This window comes from Pseudomonas yangonensis, assembly GCF_009932725.1.
GTDB classification, from domain to species: Bacteria; Pseudomonadota; Gammaproteobacteria; order Pseudomonadales; family Pseudomonadaceae; genus Aquipseudomonas; species Aquipseudomonas yangonensis.
Genome location: NZ_BLJU01000005.1, coordinates 234,561 through 256,801 on the forward strand (window position 1 = coordinate 234,561; position 22,241 = coordinate 256,801).

The 22,241-nt window shown below is 63.4% G+C and carries 24 protein-coding genes; 5 read left to right on the forward strand and 19 right to left on the reverse strand.

The features are described 5' to 3' along the window. Nucleotides 1-537 precede the first annotated feature (537 nt). The gene (locus GYB81_RS09805) at nucleotides 538-1,209 is read left to right on the forward strand and encodes an AraC family transcriptional regulator (RefSeq protein WP_161865642.1); all 672 of its coding nucleotides are present in this window, start codon (nucleotides 538-540) and stop codon (nucleotides 1,207-1,209) included. Here the strand turns inward: GYB81_RS09805 and GYB81_RS09810 are convergent. Then, nucleotides 1,192-2,097 (reverse strand): sterol desaturase family protein, encoded by a 906-nt coding sequence (locus tag GYB81_RS09810; RefSeq protein ID WP_161865612.1) that lies wholly within the window; start codon nucleotides 2,095-2,097, stop codon nucleotides 1,192-1,194. The genes GYB81_RS09805 and GYB81_RS09810 overlap by 18 nt on opposite strands. A 153-nt stretch (nucleotides 2,098-2,250) precedes the next feature. On the opposite strand from GYB81_RS09810, the gene GYB81_RS09815 reads away from it, so the two are divergent. Both GYB81_RS09815 and GYB81_RS09820 read left to right on the forward strand, forming a co-directional pair. Then, complete coding sequence (locus tag GYB81_RS09815; protein ID WP_161865611.1) at nucleotides 2,251-3,117, forward strand: ion transporter; 867 nt, start codon at nucleotides 2,251-2,253, stop codon at nucleotides 3,115-3,117. 84 nt (nucleotides 3,118-3,201) lie between these two features. Next, nucleotides 3,202-4,659, forward strand: a complete 1,458-nt coding sequence (locus GYB81_RS09820; protein ID WP_161865610.1) for an SLC13 family permease — start codon at nucleotides 3,202-3,204, stop codon at nucleotides 4,657-4,659. A gap of 97 nt (nucleotides 4,660-4,756) precedes the next feature. Here GYB81_RS09820 and GYB81_RS09825 read toward each other — a convergent pair whose 3' ends face one another. The 10 genes from GYB81_RS09825 to ccmA all read right to left on the reverse strand — a co-directional run bounded on the left by GYB81_RS09825 (nucleotide 4,757) and on the right by ccmA (nucleotide 12,256). Further along, nucleotides 4,757-5,122 (reverse strand): hypothetical protein, encoded by a 366-nt coding sequence (locus GYB81_RS09825; RefSeq protein WP_161865609.1) that lies wholly within the window; start codon nucleotides 5,120-5,122, stop codon nucleotides 4,757-4,759. Beyond that, nucleotides 5,119-6,330 (reverse strand): c-type cytochrome biogenesis protein CcmI, encoded by a 1,212-nt coding sequence (gene ccmI / locus GYB81_RS09830; RefSeq protein WP_161865608.1) that lies wholly within the window; start codon nucleotides 6,328-6,330, stop codon nucleotides 5,119-5,121. Before ccmI ends, GYB81_RS09825 begins: the two co-directional genes overlap by 4 nt. Next, a complete protein-coding gene (locus tag GYB81_RS09835) occupies nucleotides 6,327-6,800 on the reverse strand; it encodes a cytochrome c-type biogenesis protein (protein ID WP_161865607.1) in 474 nt (157 codons plus the stop codon). Before GYB81_RS09835 ends, ccmI begins: the two co-directional genes overlap by 4 nt. A gap of 158 nt (nucleotides 6,801-6,958) precedes the next feature. Next, a complete protein-coding gene (locus tag GYB81_RS09840; protein ID WP_161865606.1) occupies nucleotides 6,959-7,501 on the reverse strand; it encodes a DsbE family thiol:disulfide interchange protein in 543 nt (180 codons plus the stop codon). After that, nucleotides 7,498-9,471 carry a heme lyase CcmF/NrfE family subunit gene (locus GYB81_RS09845; protein ID WP_161865605.1) on the reverse strand — a complete coding sequence of 658 codons (1,974 nt, stop codon included), beginning with the start codon at nucleotides 9,469-9,471 and terminating at the stop codon, nucleotides 7,498-7,500. Before GYB81_RS09845 ends, GYB81_RS09840 begins: the two co-directional genes overlap by 4 nt. After that, entirely contained in the window at nucleotides 9,468-9,959 is a 492-nt protein-coding gene (ccmE, locus tag GYB81_RS09850; protein WP_161865604.1) for a cytochrome c maturation protein CcmE, read from the reverse strand. The genes GYB81_RS09845 and ccmE overlap by 4 nt, the downstream gene beginning before the upstream one ends. After that, the gene (gene ccmD / locus GYB81_RS09855; protein ID WP_013715013.1) at nucleotides 9,956-10,132 is read right to left on the reverse strand and encodes a heme exporter protein CcmD; all 177 of its coding nucleotides are present in this window, start codon (nucleotides 10,130-10,132) and stop codon (nucleotides 9,956-9,958) included. Before ccmD ends, ccmE begins: the two co-directional genes overlap by 4 nt. Beyond that, nucleotides 10,129-10,884, reverse strand: coding sequence for a heme ABC transporter permease (locus tag GYB81_RS09860; RefSeq protein ID WP_161865603.1), 756 nt, complete (start codon nucleotides 10,882-10,884; stop codon nucleotides 10,129-10,131). The genes ccmD and GYB81_RS09860 overlap by 4 nt, the downstream gene beginning before the upstream one ends. A 59-nt stretch (nucleotides 10,885-10,943) precedes the next feature. Further along, the gene (gene ccmB / locus GYB81_RS09865) at nucleotides 10,944-11,615 is read right to left on the reverse strand and encodes a heme exporter protein CcmB (RefSeq protein WP_013715011.1); all 672 of its coding nucleotides are present in this window, start codon (nucleotides 11,613-11,615) and stop codon (nucleotides 10,944-10,946) included. Then, nucleotides 11,612-12,256: a cytochrome c biogenesis heme-transporting ATPase CcmA gene (ccmA, locus tag GYB81_RS09870; RefSeq protein WP_161865602.1), complete on the reverse strand. Its 645-nt coding sequence runs from the start codon at nucleotides 12,254-12,256 to the stop codon at nucleotides 11,612-11,614. Before ccmA ends, ccmB begins: the two co-directional genes overlap by 4 nt. A 227-nt stretch (nucleotides 12,257-12,483) precedes the next feature. Between ccmA and fliK the strand changes: the two genes are divergently transcribed. Beyond that, a complete protein-coding gene (gene fliK, locus GYB81_RS09875) occupies nucleotides 12,484-14,013 on the forward strand; it encodes a flagellar hook-length control protein FliK (protein ID WP_161865601.1) in 1,530 nt (509 codons plus the stop codon). Then, complete coding sequence (locus GYB81_RS09880) at nucleotides 14,010-14,351, forward strand: EscU/YscU/HrcU family type III secretion system export apparatus switch protein (protein ID WP_161865600.1); 342 nt, start codon at nucleotides 14,010-14,012, stop codon at nucleotides 14,349-14,351. Before fliK ends, GYB81_RS09880 begins: the two co-directional genes overlap by 4 nt. 104 nt (nucleotides 14,352-14,455) lie before the next feature. Here the strand turns inward: GYB81_RS09880 and GYB81_RS09885 are convergent, their stop codons facing one another. The 8 genes from GYB81_RS09885 to GYB81_RS09920 form a co-directional block, all read right to left on the reverse strand. Beyond that, nucleotides 14,456-14,878 carry a DUF2802 domain-containing protein gene (locus tag GYB81_RS09885; RefSeq protein WP_161865599.1) on the reverse strand — a complete coding sequence of 141 codons (423 nt, stop codon included), beginning with the start codon at nucleotides 14,876-14,878 and terminating at the stop codon, nucleotides 14,456-14,458. 3 nt (nucleotides 14,879-14,881) lie between these two features. After that, nucleotides 14,882-15,361 carry a chemotaxis protein CheW gene (locus GYB81_RS09890; RefSeq protein WP_003243242.1) on the reverse strand — a complete coding sequence of 160 codons (480 nt, stop codon included), beginning with the start codon at nucleotides 15,359-15,361 and terminating at the stop codon, nucleotides 14,882-14,884. Nucleotides 15,362-15,456: 95 nt separating this feature from the next. After that, nucleotides 15,457-16,281: a CheW domain-containing protein gene (locus tag GYB81_RS09895; RefSeq protein WP_161865598.1), complete on the reverse strand. Its 825-nt coding sequence runs from the start codon at nucleotides 16,279-16,281 to the stop codon at nucleotides 15,457-15,459. Nucleotides 16,282-16,367: 86 nt separating this feature from the next. Beyond that, nucleotides 16,368-17,156, reverse strand: coding sequence for a ParA family protein (locus tag GYB81_RS09900; protein ID WP_161865597.1), 789 nt, complete (start codon nucleotides 17,154-17,156; stop codon nucleotides 16,368-16,370). Between the two features lie 82 nt (nucleotides 17,157-17,238). Further along, nucleotides 17,239-18,048: a flagellar motor protein MotD gene (gene motD, locus GYB81_RS09905; protein WP_161865596.1), complete on the reverse strand. Its 810-nt coding sequence runs from the start codon at nucleotides 18,046-18,048 to the stop codon at nucleotides 17,239-17,241. Between the two features lie 12 nt (nucleotides 18,049-18,060). Beyond that, nucleotides 18,061-18,801 carry a flagellar motor protein gene (locus tag GYB81_RS09910; RefSeq protein ID WP_161897813.1) on the reverse strand — a complete coding sequence of 247 codons (741 nt, stop codon included), beginning with the start codon at nucleotides 18,799-18,801 and terminating at the stop codon, nucleotides 18,061-18,063. 25 nt (nucleotides 18,802-18,826) lie between these two features. Further along, entirely contained in the window at nucleotides 18,827-19,954 is a 1,128-nt protein-coding gene (locus GYB81_RS09915; RefSeq protein WP_161865594.1) for a protein-glutamate methylesterase/protein-glutamine glutaminase, read from the reverse strand. A gap of 46 nt (nucleotides 19,955-20,000) precedes the next feature. After that, entirely contained in the window at nucleotides 20,001-22,229 is a 2,229-nt protein-coding gene (locus GYB81_RS09920; protein ID WP_161865593.1) for a chemotaxis protein CheA, read from the reverse strand. Nucleotides 22,230-22,241: the final 12 nt, after the last annotated feature.

The following is a 22,241-nucleotide window of genomic DNA, read 5'->3' on the forward strand; positions in this document are numbered from 1 at the left end:
CGAAAGACATGGATAGACGCACACTTGGCCTCAGCCTGCTACTGGCAAGCTGCAACGTAAGCGCAGAAAAAGATCCCCACCCTGCTCGGCCCGGTCAACGATATTCAGGTAAGCGAGGACGCACTCGGACCAGAGCAGGACAACTGCCGGGAATGCAAGGTCAGCGAAGAAACTGTCGCGGACTTCCTGCGCCACGCCATCCTCATCACCCATCGCCAGGAAAACGACTGGTACCTCTATGACCCCTGTCAGGCTAGAGGCACCTTCAGCACCCGCTACGGGGAATGGCAGTGGCAACTGCACAATCTGGGCACCGCACGTATCACGGCGGTGACGGGGGAACAATTCATACTGGCCGATCCGCGAGAGGAGTCATCACTCGCCGAGCACTGACGAGACACTTAACTCAGTACGGCGATGGCGCTAAGCTGGTTTTCCGCACATTCCGAAGCACCTTAATGAAAGTCTTCACCCTAACCCCGAGCACGCTCTCCGTGCCGGGCTTCTGAGCATCGCCTCATGCAACCAAGTACTGCCATGCAGCAGCCCTGGAATGGCCGGCTCTGGCTAGCGACTGATCACTGCCTGTTCGAAGGGCAGTCTGGGGATACCCGTCCGCACGCCCATTACGCTCACCAAATCCTGTTGGTCGACAAGGGCGAGCTGGGGATGAAGATTGCCGGAAAGTCATACCAAGGCTCGCGCCTAGTAGTACCCTCGCTGCAGCAACATGCTTTCTGCGAAGCGGGCCAACCACTGCTGGCTCTATACCTCGAGCCACAGGCGTTTCACCTGCAAACACTGCAGGCATGGCTAGCCAAAGCGCCGTGCGAGCCACAGGCAGTTCTTGCGCAGCTTCGTCATTGGTCACGTCCAGCACTGGATGGGCGTGTGCAGCAAACCCTGCAGACTATCGATGCGTTGCTACTGGAGCGTATCGACGCCAACGCACTAGCCAGCCGCGCCCATATCTCTTTGAGCCAGCTGGAGCGGCTGTTTGGCCATCAGGTCGGCCTGCCGGTGCGCAAACTGATACTCTGGCGCCGCCTGCGGCTGGCCCTGAGCCTGGTGCTGCGCGGCAGCAATCTCACCGAAGCAGCGCACGCGGCGAATTTCGCCGACCAGGCACACTTTTCACGCACGCTACGTGGCATGTTCGGCATCCAGGGCCAGACCCTGCGACAACTGCAGCTACAACTGCTCGACTGAACCTCTCAGCTCGGCTGGCGGCGCAGGTGATCGCTCAGATCGCGCCCGACAGACGAATGGCTCAAGCAGTTGAGCCAAGTAGCCATCGGGGTATTCCGGCTGGCTACCGATACCCAAGTCCTTGCTGCCAACCTTGTAGGGTGAGTCAAAAGCGGTACCAAGCAGGCGGTCCCAGAGACAGAAGAACATTGCGAAGTTCACGTCCCCCGCACGCCCATAGCGTAGGTGATGAAAACGATGCACGGGTGCCCAAGCAATCAGGTGGCGTAACGCGCCGATGCGCATGTCTACGTTGCTGTGCTGCAGCAATAACTGAATCGCGATGGCAAAAGCCAGTAGTGCCGCCACCGTCACCGGCATTCCCGCCAGCAGCAACGGCAGAGTTCCAGCCAGCGCCTCCAGCCCCTGATGCAGTGGGTGTTTCATCAGGCCGTTGAGCCCGTACATGCGGCGCACGCTGTGGTGTACGGCGTGCAATCGCCAAAGCAAGGCGCTACGGTGGCTGAGCCAGTGCATCAAGGTGATGCCCAGGTCGGCCACGACGATGGCAATCAGCACCTGCAACCATAACGGCAAGGTGTGAGGCCAAAGCGTATTGTCCGGCAGCAACCTGGCGAATAGTGGGATGCTCAAGATGCCCACGCAGTTGAGGGCCTCATTAACCAGCGCGTGCAATCGGTCACGGCCAATGTCGCCATGATTGAGGTTCCACTGGCGCTCATAGGGGGCCAACGCCTCTGCCAACATGGACAGACCGATGGCAAGCAAAAGTAGCACCGGCAGGCACCACAGGCCCATCGGCCAATGGCCTACCAGCCAAACCGACAGCCCCGTGAACCCCAGGCTGAAGCAGGGAGCGTAAAGATAGCGGAAGAAAAATAGGTGCATGTGACTCTCCATGGTGAAAGGAGCACACAGCCTGAAGACTCGCGGGCACTCAGCGCTTGAACAAACCGCGCACGCATTACCAACCCGTGCCTATTGCCTGCTCGGCCCTCTCCTGCCTAGGCTTGGCCCTCGCATCATTAGGAGAGTCACGCCGTGGAAAAACGCCAGACCTGGCGTCAGCGCCTCTACATCATCATCTTCGAGACCAGCACGCCCGCGGCTCAGCGCTTCGACAACTGGCTGCTGGTGACCATTCTCGCCAGCCTGGTGGTGGTGATGCTCGACAGCGTCGAGCACTTCCATAACCAGTACGCCGAGGTATTCAAAGCGCTGGAATGGTTCTTCACTGTGCTTTTCGCGATCGAATACGGCTTGCGTCTGTATATATCGCCCAAGCCCATGCGCTATGCCTTCAGTTTCTTCGGTCTGGTGGATCTGCTGGCGGTACTGCCTGCCATCCTCGCGCTGATGTTCGCCGATGCGCAGTACCTGATGATCGTTCGCGCCATACGCCTGATCCGCGTCTTCCGCGTGCTCAAGCTGCGTCAGTATCTGTCCCAGGCGAATTTCCTGCTGGTGGCGCTGCGCGGCAGCAAGCAGAAGATCATCGTCTTTCTGGTCAGCGTTTCGACCCTGGTCACGGTATATGGCGCGCTGATGTACGTGATCGAAGGCCCGGCCAACGGCTTCACCAGCATACCGATCAGCATCTACTGGGCGGTGGTGACGCTGACCACCGTGGGCTTCGGTGATATCACGCCGCAAACGCCCATCGGTCAGATGCTGGCCACGCTGGTGATGATCACCGGCTACTCGATCATCGCCGTGCCGACCGGCATCTTCACCGCCGAACTGGCCAATGCCATGCGGCTGGAGGGGCAGATGGAGCATGACTGCCCGCATTGCCGGAAAAAGCAACATGAATACAACGCGTCATTTTGCAGTCGTTGCGGAGGACCGCTGTTTGGCAGGCCGGCGGCCTCCGCATCGCCAGCACGAAGCTCACCTGAAACAGACTGAAGCAAAACCGAACGGCCATCGCGTGGTCATAAAGTCGCCCTGTGGGCTATAAAGCCCGACTTTTTTAGCTGAAGGAAGCGCGCGATGGCCGTTACCACCAATGAATCCACGGCGCCAGCCAAGGCCGCCTGGATTGGCCTGATTCTAGGCCCATTGTTACTGCTCGTTTGCCTGGTCACGGAGCCGCCGGGCAGCCTGTCCAGCGCCGCCTGGGCCACCATCGGCCTGACCCTGCTGATGGCCACCTGGTGGTCGACCGAGGCCATTCCGATTCCGGCCACCTCGCTGCTGCCGATCCTGCTGATCCCGGCGCTGGGCATCGATAGCCTCAATGCCGCCACCGCGCCTTACGCCAACCCGACCATCTACCTGTTCCTCGGTGGTTTCGTCCTGGGCCTGGCCATGGAGCGCTGGAATTTGCACAAGCGCATCGCCCTGATGACGCTGCTGGCCATGGGCAGCAAGCCAAGCAAGCAGATTGCCGGTTTCATGATGGCCACCGCCTTTCTCAGCATGTGGGTGAGCAACACCGCCACCACCATCATGATGCTGCCCATCGGTCTTTCTGTAATCGGTATGCTTACCGGCGAGAAGAGCGCGGGCGATGCCGACCGTGAACGCTTCGCCACCGCCCTGCTGCTGGCGATCGCCTACGCTGCCAGCGTCGGCGGCATCGCCACACTGATCGGTACGCCGCCCAATGCCCTGCTGGCGGCCTTCCTCGCCGACAACTATGACGTACAGATCGGTTTCGGCCAGTGGATGCTGCTGGGCGTGCCGGTGGCGGTAATCATGCTGGCGATCATCTGGTGGTGGCTGACCCGCGGCGGTTTCAACCTGGCCGGGCATGACAGCACGCAGCTGATCCGCAGCGAACTGGCCGCGCTCGGTCCGCTGAGCCGCGGCGAAAAACTGGTGGCGCTGGTATTCGTGATCACCGCGCTGGCCTGGGTGTTCCAGCCACTGATCGCCGGCTGGGTATCGGGCGTCAACGACACCAGCATCGCCATCGCTGCAGCGCTGGCGCTGTTCATCATTCCCGTGGATACCAAACAGCGGGTGTTCCTGATGGACTGGGAAAGCGCCAGCAAGCTGCCCTGGGGTGTACTGCTGCTGTTCGGCGGCGGCCTGTCGCTGGCCGGGGTGATTCGCAGCACCGGCCTGGCCGAGTGGATCGCACAAAGCCTCGGTGCCCTGGGCGCGCTGCCAGTAGTCGCGATGATCGGCGTGGTGGTACTGGTGATCATCTTCCTCACCGAAGTCACCTCCAACACCGCTACCGCGGCCGCTTTCCTGCCGCTGCTGGGGGCTCTGGCGGTGTCGCAGGGCATGCCGGCCGAACTGCTGGCCATTCCTGCCGCCATCGCTGCCAGCTGCGCCTTCATGATGCCGGTGGCGACGCCGCCCAATGCCATCGTGTTCGGCACCGGGCATATGAAGATACAGTCGATGATCAGGGCGGGCTTCGCCCTCAATCTGTTCGGCGTAGTGCTGGTGACGCTGATCAGCTACCTGCTGGTGGGCCTGATCTGGGCGCATTGAGCCTGGATCGCAGCCACAAAAACGGCGCCTTCGGGCGCCGTTTTCATTTGTGCAGGGCGACTCGCCAAGCTCATGTAGGCTTTACCCGCCCCGGAGATCAGCGACCCTGATACTGCCGGAACAGCCCCGGTGGAATGCCCGAGCTGTCGGTTTCCTTCCACGGCCCGCCAGCTTGCGGCGACCAGCTCCAGCCGCCGTCCCAGCGGTAGAAGACGCGCTCGCGATAGTAGAGATCGCGCGTTCCTTCGACCACGTACACGCCCAAGGCCGGATTCCAGTGGCTTTTCACCCCGGGCGGCGGCGCATAACGCGGGTGCGAGGGTTGCTGGACAGGCGGCAACTTGCCAGCGGGCGTACCGGGTTGCTGCACCGGTGGCAGCCCCCCGACCGGGGCGCTGGGCTGCTGCAATACGCAGCCACTCAAGCCAAGCCCGAGCGCGCAGGCCAGCGCCAGGCGCTTCACTGGGCCTGCCCGTCGCGGCTGTCGATCAGCAGCGTCTGCACGTCACGAGCGGTATTGGCAACGGGGCCGGTCTGGCCGACCCACTCGCCCTGAGTGGCATTACCCGCGCGGGAAACGCGCGCCACCAGTTGCACCTGGTCGAATTGCGACATTTTCAGTTCCGGCATCATTGCATCCACATCCGAGAGACTGATCTGCACCGGCAGATCGGAAACCTTCAGGCGTTTGGCCGCCAACGGCATCGGCGGGCCGCTGAGTGCACGGGCGAAGACGAACACGGCATCGTCCGGCTGCACCTTCTGCTGCACCTCGGGCGACAGCGACACGCTGACTTCCAGCGCATGCACCTTGGCGCTCGGCTCAGCGGCAGCGCTGGGCTGCTCGCCCTCACCCATCTGCTGCCGGGCGCGTTCGATACCGCCGGCGATGGCCGTGCGGGACGGGTCCTGCTCCGGCAGCACGGCGACCAGACGCTCCCAGTAGCGCACTGCATCAGCATAGCGCTGACTTTCATAGGCCGCGATGCCGAGTAGCCCCAGGCTGGTGACCTCTTCCGGATCGGCCTTCAACGCCTCGTCGGTGAGCCCCTGCAATTGCTCGTTCCACTGTTTGCCTTCGGCGAAATACAGCGCCTGCGCCCACTGGCCGAGCAGTTCCGGGGCACGCCCGGCGATCTCCACGGCGCGCTCGAAGGCCTTGGCGGCGTCGCCGGCACGCTCCTGCGCCATATAGGTACGGCCAAGGAAGTACCAGCCTTCGGCGGAGTCCGGCTGCTGTTTGACGGTCTGCTCCAGGCGCGCGGTCATTTCCTCGATGCTCTGCGGCTGCATGGCCGCCAGCTGACGGGTCTGCTCGACCTGATCGAGCGCGCCCCAGTGCAGGTACAGGGCCACGCCGAGCACCGGCACCAGCAACGCCGAAACCAGCGGGATCTTGCCGCCGAGCACACCGCTGCGGCGCTGCACGCCTTCGGTATCGTCGAGCAGCTCGCGCGCCGCTTCGGCACGACCGGCCTGCATCTGCGCTTCATCGAGCACACCGGCCTGGCGCTGGGCTTCCAGCTCCTGCAGGCGTTCCTGATAGAGGGTGACGTTGAGTGCGGTACGGTCTTCTTCGGCCTGCAGCTTGCGAATGCGCAGTACCGGAATCAGCAGAAACGCCAGGGCAGTCAGCAAAAGCAGCCCGGCGGGCAACCAGAAATCGATCATTGGTCTTTCTTGTCCTGAGAGGCTTGGGCGAGCAGCGCGTCGAGGCGCGCCTGCTCATCAAGGGAGAGGCCAGCGGCGGAGCGATCCTTCTGCTGGCCACGGCGGCGCAGGACGATCACCCCAAGCACGCCGAAACCTATCAGCAGCAGGCCGGCCGGACCGTACCAGAGCAACAGCGTGCGGCTGGTCAGTGGTGGCTTGTAGAGCACGAAGTCGCCGTAGCGGGAAACCAGGAAGTCGATGATCTCCTCGTTGCTCTTGCCCTCTTCGAGCATGCGATAGATTTCGCCACGCAGGTCCATGGCGATCGGCGCATCGGAGTCGGCGATGTTCTGGTTCTGGCATTTCGGGCAGCGCAGCTCTTCGATCAGGTTGCGATAGCGCTGGCGCTCGGCCTCGCTGGCGAACTCGAAGGTATCGATGGCGGCATGGGCGCTGGCCAACAGGCCCAGCGCCAGACCGGCGGACATCAGCAGACGTTTAGGCAGGCGCCATGAAAACGTCGCGAGCGAAGAGCAGGCAAGGCGAAAGCAGGCGAAGAAGCGGAGTTTACAAGTTGTAAATGAGCATTTGACCGGGCTGGCGCTCCAGCCTGCTTTCAACGCAGCATGATCGAGCGCAGTAGTTTTCATGGTGCCTGTGCCTCGTCGACCAGTTCTTGATAGATCGGCGCCAGCTTTTCGCGCCAGATGCGCTCGTCGATGGCCCCGACGTACTTGTGGCGGATGATGCCCTTGGCGTCGACGAAGAAGGTCTCCGGCGCGCCGTACACCCCCAGGTCCAGCCCCAGGCTGCCCTTGGCATCCTCGATATTGAGCTGGTAGGGGTTGTGCAGGTCACGCAGCCACTTCTGCGCCGGCTCGCGCTGATCCTTGTAGTTGATGCCGTGGATGACCACACCGGCCTCGGCCAGCTTGTTCAGCACCGGATGCTCGTGGCGGCAGGCCGGGCACCAGGTGGCCCAGACGTTGACCAGCGCGGGCCTGCCCTTGAGATCATCCGCGCTCAGGGTGCGCTCAGGGTCATCCAGCGCCGGCAGGCTGAAAGCCGGGAACGGCTTGCCGATCAGCGCCGAGGGCAGCTCGGACGGATCGAGAAACAGGCCGCGGTAGAGAAATACGGCAATCGCCAGAAATGCCAGCAGCGGCAACAGCAGCAGCAAACGTCTCATGCGCTGGCCTCCTGCAAGCCCAGGGCGTCGCGCACACGGGTGCGGACCTTGATCCGGTAGCGCTTGTCGGCCGCAGCGAGGAAGCCGCCGAAGGCCATCAACAGGCCGCCGAGCCAGATCCAGCGCACGAAGGGTTTGATGTGAATGCGCACGGCCCAGGCGCCCTGCTCCAGCGGCTCACCCAGGGCGACGAACAGATCGCGAGTGAAACCGGCATCGATGCCCGCCTCGGTCATGGTCGACTGCTGCACGGTGTACAGGCGCTTCTCCGGGTGCAGCACCTTGATCTGCCGCTCACCATCGAAGACACGCACCGTGCCCTTGTCGGAGATGAAGTTGGGGCCTTCGTGATGCACGGCGCCGTCGAACTGGAAGCGATAGCCCGCCAGCTCCACCGAATCACCCGGCGCCATGCGCAGGTCGCGCTCATAGCTGCCCAGGCTGGTCAGCACCACGCCCAGGGCACACACGGCGAACCCCAGGTGCGCCATCTGCATGCCCCAGTAGCTGCGACCGAGACTCGGCAGGCCCTTGAGCAGGCCTTTGTGGCGCGTCTTGTCGAGAATGTCGCGCACGCCGCCGAGGATCACCCAGAACGCCAGCAGGCAGACGGCCAGCACCGCCCAGTGGAAATCAGCATGCAGGAAGGTCGCGGCCACCGCCAGCACCACGCTGGCGACCAGCACCGGCGTCAGCATGCTGCCCAGCCATTTCAGCGGGGTGTCCTTCCAGCGCACCAGCACGCCGACGCTGATCACCGCCATCAGCAGCGCCATCAGCGGCAGGAACAGCGCGTTGAAGTAAGGTGGGCCGACCGACAGCTTGGCGCCGGTCAGGGCATCGAGCACCAGCGGGTAGAGGGTGCCGAGCAGGATCATCGCAGCCGACACCACCAGCACGATGTTGTTGACCAGCAGCAGGGTCTCACGCGACCACAGGCCAAAGCCGACCTGGCTCTTGACCACCGGTGCGCGCACGGCGAACAGCGCCAGCGAACCGCCGACCACCACCAGCAGGAAGGCAAGGATGAACACGCCGCGCTCGGGGTCGGTGGCAAAGGCATGCACCGAGGTCAGCACGCCGGAACGCACCAGGAAGGTCCCCAGCAGGCTGAGGGAAAACGCGGCGATGGCCAGCAGTACGGTCCAGCTCTTGAACACACCGCGCTTTTCGGTCACGGCCAGTGAGTGGATCAGCGCCGTCCCCACCAGCCAGGGCATGAACGAGGCGTTCTCCACCGGGTCCCAGAACCACCAGCCGCCCCAGCCCAGCTCGTAGTAGGCCCACCAGGAACCGAGCGCGATACCGATGCCGAGGAAGGCCCAGGCGACGATGGTCCAGGGACGCGACCAGCGCGCCCAGGCGGCGTCCAGCTTGCCGCCGAGCAGCGCGGCGATGGCGAAGGCGAAGGCCACCGAGAAGCCGACATAGCCCATGTACAGCATCGGCGGATGGACGATCAGACCGAAGTCCTGCAGCAGCGGGTTGAGGTCGCGGCCGTCGACAGGCGAGTTCGGCAGCAGACGCTCGAAGGGGTTGGAGGTGACGATCAGAAACAGCAGGAAGCCGACGCTGATCATGCCCATCACCGCCAGCACGCGGGCGAGCATCTCTTCCGGCAGGTGGCGCGAGAAGATCGCCACGGCGAAGGTCCAGCCGGCCAGGATCAAGGCCCACAGCAGCAGAGAGCCTTCGTGCGCGCCCCATACCGCGCTGAACTTGTAGTACCAGGGCAACGCGCTGTTGGAGTTGTTGGCCACGTAGGCGACGGAGAAGTCGTCGACCATGAAGGCGTAAGTCAGGCACAGGAAGGAGAACAACAGGAAGGCGAACTGACCCCAGGCGGCCGGCTGCGCCAGGCTCATCCACTGGTGGTCACCACGCCAGGCACCGATCAGCGGCAGCGTCGCCTGTACCAGGCACAGGCACAGCGCCAGGATCATCGCCAGATGGCCAAGCTCGGGGATCATTGTGCGCTCTCCTGCTGGTAGCCGCCTTGCTTGGCTGCTTTGGCCTCATCGTGCTTTTGCATCATCCCGCTCTTTTCCAGCGCCTGCATGACCTCAGGCGGCATGTAGTTCTCGTCGTGCTTGGCCAGCACCTCGTCAGCCACCAGCACGCCCTCTTCGTTGACGCGGCCCAGGGCAACGATGCCCTGCCCTTCACGGAACAGGTCCGGCAGGATGCCGCTGTAGCGGATGGTCACGCCATGGGCGCCGTCGGTGACGACGAAGTCCACTTCCAGCGAATCGGCCGAACGCTTCACCGAACCCTCCTCCACCAGACCACCGGCACGAATGCGGGTATCGACTGGCGCCTCGCCGTTGGCGATCTGGCTCGGGGTGTAGAACAGATTGATATTCTCCTGCAGCGCGGTCAGCGCCAGGGCGACGGCGATGCTGACGCCGCAGAGGATGGCCAGAACGATGTACAGGCGTTTCTTGCGAACCGGATTCACTTCGACTTCTCCCGGCGCAAACGGCGCGCCTCGTCTTGCAGGTAACGGCGGCGAGCCAGGATCGGCAGCACCACATTCAACGCCAGAATCGCCAGGCTGATGCCGTAGGCGCTCCAGACGTAGGCGCCATGGGTGCCCATGGCGAGGAATTCGGAAAAGGACGAAAAGCTCATGCCTTGCCCTCCACCAGGTTCTGCACTTCGGCCTTGACCCAGCTGCTGCGCGCTTCGCGCTTGAGTACTTCCAGACGCATGCGGTACAGCAGCACGGCGCCGAAGAAGCAGTAGAAACCCAGTACCGCCAGCAGCAGCGGCAGCCACATTTCCACCGGCATCGCGGGTTTTTCGGTGACCTTGAAGGTGGCGGTCTGGTGCAGCGAGTTCCACCACTCCACCGAGTACTTGATGATCGGGATATTGATCACACCGACGATGGCCAGCACGGCACAGGCCTTGGCGGCGCTGTCGCGGTTGCTGATGGCGTTGCCGAGGGCGATGACACCGAAATAGAGGAACAGCAGGATCAGCATCGAGGTCAGACGCGCATCCCATACCCAGTAGGTGCCCCAGGTCGGCTTGCCCCAGATGGCGCCGGTAAGCAGCGCGATGGCCGTCATCCAGGCGCCGATGGGGGCGGCCTGCTGCAGGGCGACATCGGCCAGTTTCATTTTCCAGACCAGGCCGACCAGGCCGGCGACGGCGAGCGTCACGTAGATGGATTGAGCCAGGAACGCGGCTGGAACATGAATGTAGATGATGCGAAAGCTGTTGCCCTGCTGGTAGTCCGGTGGCGCGAAGGCCAGGCCCCAGACCAGGCCGGCGACGGTCAGCAATACGGCAGCGATGCTGAGCCAGGGCAGCCAGCGGCCACTCATCTCATAGAACCACTTGGGCGAACCCCATTTGTGAAACCACGTCCAGTTCATGCTCGACTCATCATTCAGGCCTGGCTCGACTGCTGTCGGTCAGGTATCACGGTTCGTTCTTATTCGCCGACACTGATGGTCAGGCCGGCGGCTATCGCAAAAGGTGTCAGGGTAACCGCCAGAGCGGTGAGGCTCGCCAGCCACAACAGGTGACCGGTAGCCGGCAGTCCTTGCAGGGCCGCCTGCAACGCCCCGCTGCCAAGAATCAGCACCGGGATGTACAGCGGCAGGATCAGCAGCGCCAGCAGCAGGCCGCCGCGCTTGAGACCAACGGTAAGCGCCGCGCCCACCGCACCGAGCAGGCTCAACACCGGGGTGCCGAGCAGCAGGGAAATCAGCAGTACCGGCAGGCAACGCCCGGGCAGACCGAGCATCAGCGCCAGCACAGGCGCCAGCAAAACCAGCGCGAGACCGCTGAAAAGCCAGTGTGCCAGCACCTTGGCCAACACCAGAAGAGGCAGGGGGTGCGACGAAAGGACCCACTGCTCCAGCGAGCCGTCCTCGAAATCGCTGCGGAAAAGCCCGTCCAGCGAGAGCAGCACGGCCAAAAGCGCTGCCACCCATACCAGGCCAGGGGAAAGGGTTTGCAACAATTGCGTTTCCGGCCCTACCGCCAGCGGGAACAGCGCGATGACGATAGCGAAGAAAACCAGGGGGTTGGCCAGATCGGACGGACGGCGAGCGAGCAGACGCATTTCGCGTGAAAGCAGCTGTGTGAAAACGTTGCTCATGCCGCGTACTGCCCCAGATCCAGATCGCGATAGGTGGCCGGCTTGTGCTGCAGACTGTGGTGAGTGGTCAGTACCACCACACCACCGCGCTCGCAGTGGCCGGCCAGGTGCGCTTCGAGCTGCGCCACCCCGCTCTTGTCCAGCGCGGTGAAGGGCTCATCGAGCACCCACAACGGCGGCGTGTCTTCCAGATACAGGCGCGCCAGGGCCACCCGGCGCTGCTGACCGGCGGACAGGGTGTGACAGGGAACGTCCTCGAAACCGCGCAGGCCGACCGCTTCCAGCGCCTGCCAGATGGCGTCGCGGCCGGCCGGGCGATGCAACGCGCAAAGCCAGGCCAGGTTCTCTTCGGCGCTCAAGAGCCCCTTGATCCCGGCTGCATGGCCGATCCATAGAAGATTGCGCGCCAGTTCGCTGAGCTGCTCGGCCAGAGCCTGGCCCTGCAGGAGAATGTCGCCGGAGGTCGGCTGCCGCAGCCCGGCGATCAGTCGCAGCAGGCTGGTCTTGCCGCTGCCGTTGGGACCGCTGATCTGCAACATGTCGCCTGGCTGCAGGGCGAAATGCAGCTGCTCGAAAAGCATGCGCCAGTCCCGCTCACAGCTGAGCGCCACGGCTTCGAGAAGAGGAACAGGACGGGTCATCGATACCTGGCAGGGCTAAAGTCGACGGTGCTCCGGCCGCTATACTGACGCGTGCCGGAAGTGTGGTGCGCAGCGGGCCGGCATTATACATGGCGCATCGCTGTCCCCGCAGTCAGCATTTTCGACAGGGTGTTAATCGCGTAGGGTGTGCCATACGCACCAGCAGTCGAACCCCGTGCGCAGCGCCCCCTGCCGCACCTGCATAGGACGGAGCCTCAGCAAAGCCCATGAGCGAAATCAGCAGCCCACGCCCGCTTCCTCCTTCCACGCAGGTGATTCGCACCGCTGCGACCGCTGCCGACATGGCGGTGCGCCTGCTGCAGCCGCTGGAAGGCATGCTGGCAGCCGGCGAAAGCGCCAAGGCCGAAGTGGTCGCGGTTCGCGAGCAGGCACAGAGTTTCCAGCTGCTGCTGAAACTCACCCTCGAAGGCGGCAAGCAGGCGACTCTGCAAGCCGAAAGCCCCAGGCCGCTGGCTCAGGGCAGCGCCCTGGTGGTCACTGCGCTTTCCGACACCCGTCTGGCGCTGGCCCTGCAGGCAGGCGGCGACAAGCCGCTGACCAGCCTCGATCTGCAGCAACTGCCGCCCGGCACCCTGGTCCAGGGCAAAGTCGTCAGCCGCGACGTTTTGCCGCCGCAAGGCGCGCAGACGATCTATCGCCTGGTGGTCAATCTGCTCAACACGCCGCTCGCCAGCAAGCAGCTGGCGCTCGACAGCCCGCTCGCCTTGCCGCTCGGCAGCCTGCTCAGCGCCCAGGTCCAGAGCAGCCAGAGCCTTGCCTTCCTGCCGCTCAGTGGCCGTCTCGATCAACTGGTACTGGGCCAGCAACTGACCGCCCAGCAGAATCGCCAGGCTTCGCTGGAGGGGCTGTTCAAGGGCCTGCAGAATCTGAGCGGTGGCGATGAGGCACTGCGCGGCAGCATCGACAAGCTGCTCGGTGCCCTGCCCGACAGCACCCAACTGAGCACAGCCAAAGGTCTGGCGCAGGCCCTGGAAGGCAGCGGCGTACTGCTCGAAGCCAAGCTGTTGCAGGGCCAGACCAGCGCACTGGCGCAGGATCTGAAAGCCAACCTGCTGCGCCTGATTGCCCAACTGGTGCCACAGCTGCCTGGTGGTGCCGGTACCCTCGCCGGCCTGCAGAACGCACTCAACCAGAATCTGCCCAACCTGGCCCGGCAACTGCTCGGCGTCAACGCAGCCGGCTCGTCGCGGCAGCAGGCGCTGACCTTTCCCCTGCCCTCGCGCCTGCTGCAGAACATGGATGGTGAGGCCGATCTGGAAACCCTGCTGAAGCTCGCCGCGGCGGCCGTCTCGCGCTTGCAGACCCACCAGTTGTCGAGCCTGGCGCAAACCCAGGTGGACGCCAATGGCAACCTGCTGACCACCTGGCAGCTGGAGCTGCCCATGCGCCACCAGCAGGAAGTGATTCCCCTGCAGGTCAAATTGCAGCGCGAAGACAGCGGCAAGACGGAAAAACCGGAGCAGAAGGAGACGCTCTGGCGAGTGGAACTGGCCTTCGAACTCGATCATCTCGGCCCGTTGCAGGTACGTGCGCAACTGCTGCGCGGCAGCCTGTCCAGCCAGCTGTGGGCCGAACGCGCCGAAACCACCCATCTGATCAATGCAGAACTGGGTCATCTGCGTGAGCGTCTGCAGGCCGCCGGACTGGAAGTCGGTGAACTGGCCTGCAGCCAGGGCATGCCGCCACAGGGGCCGAAGACTTCACTGGAACAACGCTGGGTGGATGAAACCGCATGAGCCGCAAGCCGCAGCCCGAAGCCCGTCAGGCCATAGCCCTCAACTACGACGGGCAAAACGCGCCGGTGCTCAGCGCCAAGGGTGATGACGAACTGGCCGAAGCCATCCTCGCGATCGCCCGCGAGTACGAAGTTCCGATCTACGAGAATGCCGAGCTGGTGCGTCTGCTGGCGCGCCTGGAGTTGGGCGACGCAATTCCCGAAGCGCTGTATCGCTGCATAGCCGAAATAATCGCCTTCGCCTGGTACCTGCAGGGCAAGACCCCGCCCGGCTTCGAAGCGGACGCGGAGCGCGACGTCACGCCGCCACTGCGCCAGCTCAAGGGGCCGGCGAGCTGAGCAACTGCTGCCCTATGGACGCGTCGAATAAACCAAGTCTGGTAATTGCGCGGGCAGCAGCGCCTGCCCGGATACGCATCGACGATGCGCTCAAACGCAGAGTGTTATTGCGCCTGCCCTGCCTTCGGTTTGTGCAGACGACTGATCAGCTCGGCCTCGGCCTTGCTCAGGCCACAGGACTGGGTCAGGTCCTCGACGCTGGCACCCATGCCTACCAGGCGCGCCGCCTGGGTGAAGGACAGGCTGCTGGGGTCGCGCTGCTCGATCTGGCTGACCTTGTCCGGCAGCGGCGCCACCACACGGCGCAGCTCATGCAGCTCCTCGCCCATGCGGATGCTGCCGGTCAGGTAGGTATCGAGGCGCTTGCTCAGCTCCTTGATCCGCGCATCGCGCGCGGCATCACGCTTGGCCTGCTCGGCCAGCAGGCGCTGCTGGTTGCGATACAGACCATTGCAGACGATGCCCAGTGCCACGCATAGCAAGGCCACAAAGCCCAGGGCCGCAGCGAGCATGGCAAACTCGGACATGGCTCAGATGCTCTCCAGCTCCGACCACTCTTCCTCGGACATCATCTTGTCCAGCTCGACCAGGATCAGCAGTTCGCCGTTCTTGTTGCACACGCCCTGGATGAACTTGGCCGACTCGTCGTTACCGACGTTCGGTGCGGTCTCGATCTCGGACTGACGCAGGTAGACCACTTCGGCCACGCTGTCGACCAGGATGCCGACCACTTGCTTGTCCGCTTCGATGATGACGATACGGGTGTTGTCGGTCACCGGCGCCGAACCCAGGCCGAAACGCTGGCGAGTATCGATCACGGTCACCACGTTGCCACGCAGGTTGATGATGCCAAGCACATAGCTCGGCGCACCCGGTACCGGGGCGATCTCGGTGTAGCGCAGGACTTCCTGCACCTGCATCACATTGATGCCGTAGGTCTCGTTGTCCAGGCGAAAGGTCACCCACTGCAGAATCGGATCTTCGGCACCTTGTGCAGAACTTTTCTTCATGTCCCTAGCCTCATCAAAAACCGCTCAGTGCGGCATGTGCGGGTCGAACCGCTTGTCATCAACTATAGAGCCCGATGGCGCAGGCTCACCAATTCTTAATGCACTTTTCCGCCATTCAGGCGTTTCGCCGCGCCGCTGGCGATCAATTCCGCCAGCGCCGCCACGTCGAGCAGTGCACACATATGCTCGATCACCGTACCGGCCAGCCAGGGCCGCTGGGTACGCTGACTGCGCCATTTGACCTCGCTGGGGTCCAGGCGAATCGAGCGACTGACCTGATGCACCGCCAGCCCCCACTCGTAACCCTGCACGGAAATCACGTACTGCAGGCCTTCGCGGAAGTCCTCGCGGTAGCGATCGGGCATCACCCAGCGCGCAGTGTCCAGCACCTTCAGGTTGCCTGCCTGGCTCGGCAGGATACCGAGGAACCAATCCGGCTGACCGAACAGCGGCGTCAGCTCCTGGCCTTCGAGCGGATAGATCGAGCCCAGGCAGATCAGCGGTACCGCCAGGGTCAGCCCCGCAACGTCGAACAACAGACACTCGAAGGGTTCCTCGGCCCAGGCCGGACGACCATCAGCGAGCAAGGCAGCCGGTTGCGGCGCCAGTTCGACAAGGGGCGCAACCTCTGGCGGCGCCTCTTCGACCACCGGCGCCTGTACGGGCACGAGCAACTCTACCGGCGCAACGGGGGCCTGAACCTGCGGCTCGACCACAGCCGCGAGCGCGACTGGAGCAACAGTTGGCGCTACCGACTCGACCAGGCGGGCATCGCGTACCTGCTCCTCGAGCACCGCGGCCTCGAATTCGTCCAGGCTGACGGACACCTCCAGCTCGGCAGCGGCTTCCTGCAACAATCCGTCGAGGTAGGACTGCAGGGCCAGCTGGGAACGTGTAGCGGTGGCGAGGTTACGACTCATGACAGGAACCCGAGATAAGATCTTTACAGCCTATCGGCCGCAGCATGCTCCGACTTGAGCAACCAAGTTCAACACAGTCATACATTTCAAGCCACCTGCGCCGCCGGCTGATGGCTCAGCAGATGCTTGAGCAGCGCCCGGTAGGCGATCACGCCGCGACTATTGGCATCGAACTGCGACGGCGTACGCCCCGCCCGGCTGGCATCGCGCAAACGCGTATCGACCGGGATATAGGCCGGCCACAGGTGTTCCGGATAGGTGTTGCGCAGCACACGCAGGGTACTCATGGACGCCTGGGTCCGACGATCGAACAGCGTCGGCACTATGGTGTAGGGCAGCGCCTGCTTGCGCGAGCGATTGATCATCGCCAGCGTGGTGATCATGCGCTCCAGGCCCTTGACCGCGAGAAATTCGGTTTGCACCGGTATCGCTAGCTGCTGACTGGCCGCCAGGGCGTTGACCATCAATACGCCGAGCAATGGCGGGCTGTCGATGATCGCGTGATCGAAATCCTCCCACAGCTGCGCCAGGCTCTTGGCGATCACCAGGCCAAGGCCACTCTGCCCCGGCGACTGGCGTTCGAGCGTGGCCAGCGCGGTGCTCGACGGCAGCAGTGAGATATTCTCGTGGCTGGTGCTGTGCAAAAGCTGCTTGGGCAACCCTTGCGGCACATTGCCCTGATGCAGGAACAGATCGAAGCAACTGTGCTCCAGCGTATCGGGATCATGACCGAAATAACTGGTCATCGACCCATGCGGGTCGAGATCGACGACGATCACGCGCTTGCCGGCATCGGCCAACAGGCCCGCCAGCGCGATGGAGGTGGTGGTCTTGCCGACCCCACCCTTCTGATTGGCTACTGCCCAGACTTTCATCTTCTCTCATCCTCCCGGCAAGAGGCGCTCAGGCCGAGAATGGCTGTCGCACGCACACGGCAGGCGACTTGGATTTGACGGCTCACGACTGTGGAACCCCCGATGCTGACGCCGGTGCAGTTTGCGTGCCAGCCTCGGACTGCTGGGTCGCGGCACTGCCAGCGCCACGTCGGGTATCGAGGTTGCGCGAAATCACCAGCACAACCCGACGGTTTCGCCCCCTGCCCTCCGCAGTGGCATTGTCGGCCACCGGCTGAAATTCGCCATAACCCACTGCGGCCAGACGTGAAGGGTCGACACCATCCATGGCCAGCATACGCACGATGCTCGACGCGCGCGCCGAAGACAGCTCCCAGTTGGTCGGATACTGGGCGGTTTGGATCGGCAGATTGTCTGTGAAACCTTCGACCTTGACCGGATTCTGGTACGGCGCCAGGATTTTGGCGACCTTCTCGATGATATCGAACGCCTGGTTGTTCGGAATCGCATCGCCGCTGGGAAAAAGCAGACTGGAGCTGAGCTCGATCTCGATCCACATCTCGTTGCCGCGCACCGTCAGCTGATCGCTCTGGATCAGATCGCCAAAAGCCTCACGCACGCTGGAGGCGATACTCTGCAGGGTCGAGTCCGAGCTCGGGTCGTCCATCGAGGTGTCGTCCGGCTCGCTGGTACGCGGCCGTTCCTCGCCGACAGGAATCGGCTTGATCGAGCGATCCGGCTGATTGAACACGCCGGTCAGCGACTCCGAAAGAATCTTGTATTTGCCTTCGTTGATCGAAGAGATCGAGTACATCACCACGAAGAAGGCGAAGAGCAAGGTGATGAAGTCGGCGTAGGAAACCAGCCAACGCTCATGGTTCTCGTGCTCTTCATGTTGCCGCCTGCGTGCCATGCCATGCCTCCATCAGTCCATGAAGCCTTGCAGCTTCAGTTCGATGGAACGCGGATTCTCACCCTCGGCGATGGAGAGAATGCCCTCTAGCAGCATCTCGCGGTAACGCGACTGGCGCAGCGCGATGGACTTGAGCTTGTTGCCAGCCGGCAACAGCAACAGGTTGGCAAAGCCGACGCCATAGATGGTGGCAACAAAAGCCACGGCGATACCGCTGCCGAGCATGCTCGGATCGGCCAGGTTGCCCATCACGTGGATCAGCCCCATCACGGCACCGATGATGCCAATAGTCGGCGCATAGCCGCCCATGCTCTCGAATACCTTGGCGGCCTGTATATCGCAGGCCTCCTGGGTATAGAGATCGACCTCCAGAATGCTGCGAATGGACTCGGGCTCGGCACCATCGACGAGCAACTGCAAGCCTTTGCGCGCATACGGATCCGGCTCGGCATCGGCGACCGACTCCAGGCCCAGCAGGCCCTCCTTGCGCGCCACCATGCTCCAGCCAACCACGCGGTTGATGCCACCGATCAGATCGATGCGCGGCGGAAAGAAGATCCAGCGCAGGATGCCCATGGCACGCTTGAACACCTGCACAGGCGCCTGCAGGAAAGCAGCTCCCAGCGTACCGCCAATGACGATCAGCGCTGCCGGGCCGTTGAGCAAGGCCCCGGCATGACCGCCTTCCAGATAATTGCCGCCCAGAATGGCAACGAACGCCAGGATGACGCCGATCAGGCTCAGTACATCCATACGCTTGTTCCCGGCTTAACCCTGGTCACTGGCAGGCCTCGGTCAAGTGTCGACCGATATCGTCCAGGCCGTAGACCGCATCGGCCAGGTTGGCTTTGACCACCGCCATGGGCATGCCGTAGATCACGCAACTGGCCTCGTCCTGCGCCCACACCTGGCTGCCACCCTGCTTGAGCAGGCGCGCGCCTTCGCGGCCATCGGCGCCCATGCCGGTCAGAACCACGGCCAGTACCTTGTCGCCATAGGACTTGGCCGCCGAACCGAAGGTGATGTCGACACAGGGCTTGTAATTGAGGCGCTCGTCGCCCGGCAGGATTTTTACCGTGCCGCGGGCATCGACCATCATCTGCTTGCCGCCAGGCGCCAGCAGCGCCAGGCCGGGGCGCAAAATATCGCCATCCTCGGCTTCCTTGACCTGAATGCGGCACAGCTTGTCCAGGCGCTCGGCGAAGGCCTTGGTGAAGGCGGCCGGCATGTGCTGGATCAGCACAAGCGGTGCCGGGAAATTGGCTGGCAGCTGGGTCAGCACACGCTGCAGCGCCACCGGCCCGCCGGTCGAGGTACCGATGGCTACGAGCTTGTACGCCTTACGCTTGGGTGCGGCCGATGCGGCTGCCGGTGCGGGACGCGCCGGCGCAGGCGCCGCGGGGGCCGGCACAGCGGGCCGTGTCGAAACGGCTGGACGACTAATCGGCGCCGCACTCGGACTGGCCGCAGTTGGCGCCGGAGCCACCGCGGCCGAACTGAAACGACGGTTGCTGCGCGCGATGCTGTGCACCTTCTCGCAGAGCAGTTGCTTGACCTTCTCGGGATTGCGCGAGATGTCTTCGAAGTTCTTCGGCAGAAAATCCACCGCGCCGGCGTCCAGCGCATCGAGGGTCACTCGAGCGCCTTCGTGGGTCAGCGAGGAGAACATCAGTACCGGCGTCGGGCAGCGCTGCATGATGTTTCGAACCGCGGTGATGCCGTCCATCATCGGCATCTCGTAATCCATGGTGATCACGTCGGGCTTGAGCGCCAACGCCTGATCGATGGCTTCCCGCCCGTTGGTGGCCGTGCCCACAACCTGGATGCTGGGGTCAGCAGACAGGATTTCCGAGACGCGCCGGCGGAAGAAGCCGGAGTCGTCCACCACCAGAACCTTAACAGCCATACACACTCCTAGACGGCGCGAAGCCAATGGCCCGCGCCGCGAAACATCAGAACCGTCGAGCGTAGCGCTTGAGCATGCTCGGCACGTCGAGAATCAATGCGATACGTCCATCGCCAGTGATCGTGGCGCCAGACATCCCGGGCGTGCCTTGCAGCATCTTGCCCAGTGGCTTGATTACCACTTCTTCCTGCCCGACCAATTGATCGACGACAAAGCCGATGCGCTGACTGCCGACGGTGAGGATCACCACGTGACCTTCGCGCTGACCTTCGTGGAAGGCCTGCGGCACCAGCCAGCGCTTGAGATAGAACAGCGGCAGAGCCTTGTCGCGCACGATCACCACTTCCTGGCCGTCGACCACGTTGGTGCGCGACAGATCGAGGTGGAAGATCTCGTTGACGTTGACCAGCGGGAAGGCGAAGGCCTGGTTCTCCAGCATCACCATCAGGGTCGGCATGATCGCCAGGGTCAGCGGTACCTTGATGACGATCTTCGAGCCCTGGCCTTTCTGCGAGAACACGTTGACCGTGCCGTTGAGCTGGGAAATCTTGGTCTTCACCACGTCCATGCCGACGCCGCGGCCGGACACGTCGGAAATCTCGGTTTTGGTCGAGAAGCCCGGCGCGAAGATCAGGTTGTAACACTCGAACTCGTTGAGACGATCGGCCGCGTCCTTGTCCAGCAGGCCCTTCTCCACGGCCTTGGCCCGCAGCACGTCGGCGTCCATGCCCTTGCCGTCATCGGTGATCGACAAGAGGATGTGGTCACCTTCCTGCTCGGCTGACAGCACTACACGACCAGCGCGGGCCTTGCCAGCCTTCTCGCGCTCTTCGGGGGTTTCCACGCCATGGTCGACGGCGTTGCGCACCAGGTGCACCAGCGGGTCGGCCAGGGCCTCGACCAGGTTCTTGTCAAGGTCGGTTTCCTCGCCCACCAGCTCGAGGTTGATTTCCTTCTTCAGGTTACGCGCCAGGTCACGTACCAGACGCGGGAAGCGGCCGAAGACCTTCTTGATCGGCTGCATGCGGGTTTTCATCACCGAGGTCTGCAGATCAGCGGTCACAACATCGAGGTTCGACACGGCCTTGGACATGGCCTCGTCGCCGCTGTTGAGCCCCAGACGTACCAAGCGGTTACGTACCAACACCAGCTCGCCGACCATGTTCATGATCTCGTCGAGGCGCGCGGTATCGACCCGTACGGTGGTCTCCGCTTCGCTCGCTGCCGGTGCCTTGTCGGCACCTGCCGCGGGAGCGGCGGGCGCACGAGCGGCGGCCGGCTCGGCCTTGGCCGGCGCCGGTTTGGCAGCAGGCGCAGGTGCCTTGGGAGCAGCAGCAGGCTTGGCTACCGCAGCAGGAGCTGGCGCGGGCTCGCTGGGCGGCACGAACTTGCCCTTGCCGTGCAGCTGGTCGAGCAGCGACTCGAACTCGTCGTCGGTGATTTCGTCACTGGCCGGAGCGGGCGCTGCGGCAGCGGCCACCGGTGCCGTAACTTCGGCTGCTGCACCGGAGAACTGGCCCTTGCCATGCAACTGATCGAGCAGCGCTTCGAATTCGTCGTCGGTGATGTCGTCACCCGCCGGCGCGTCAGCCGCTACCGAAGCGACGGTAGCAGCAGGCGTCTCGACGGTGCCAGAGAACTGACCCTTGCCGTGCAGCTGGTCGAGCAGCGACTCGAACTCGTCATCAGTGATTTCGTCGCTGGCAGCGCTCTCCGCACTCGGAGCGGCCGCCGGCGCGTCACCCAGCGCATCGAGCAGTTGCTCGAACTCGCTGTCGGTGATGTCTCCCGAAGCAGCAGAGGGCGCGGCTTGGAATGCCGGCTCTGGCTCTGGCTCCGGCTCCGGTTCTGCTTGCTGCACCGGCGCAGGGGCCGCTTCGCCGCCGCCCGGTTCGGCCAGACGTGACAAGGCCGCCAGCAGTTCCGGCGACGCGGGCGTCGGCTCACGCCGCTCACGTACCTCGCCGAACATGCCATTGACTGCATCAAGAGCCTCGAGCACCACATCCATCAGCTCCGAATCGACGCGACGCTCACCCTTGCGCAGGATGTCGAAGACGTTTTCGGCGATATGGCAGCACTCCACCAGCTCATTGAGCTGGAGGAAGCCTGCTCCGCCCTTTACGGTATGGAAACCGCGAAAGATGGCGTTGAGCAGGTTCATGTCATCCGGTCGGCTTTCCAGCTCGACTAACTGTTCGGATAACTGTTCGAGAATCTCGCCGGCCTCTACCAGGAAATCCTGGAGGATCTCTTCATCGGCGCCGAAGCTCATATTGTGTGCTCC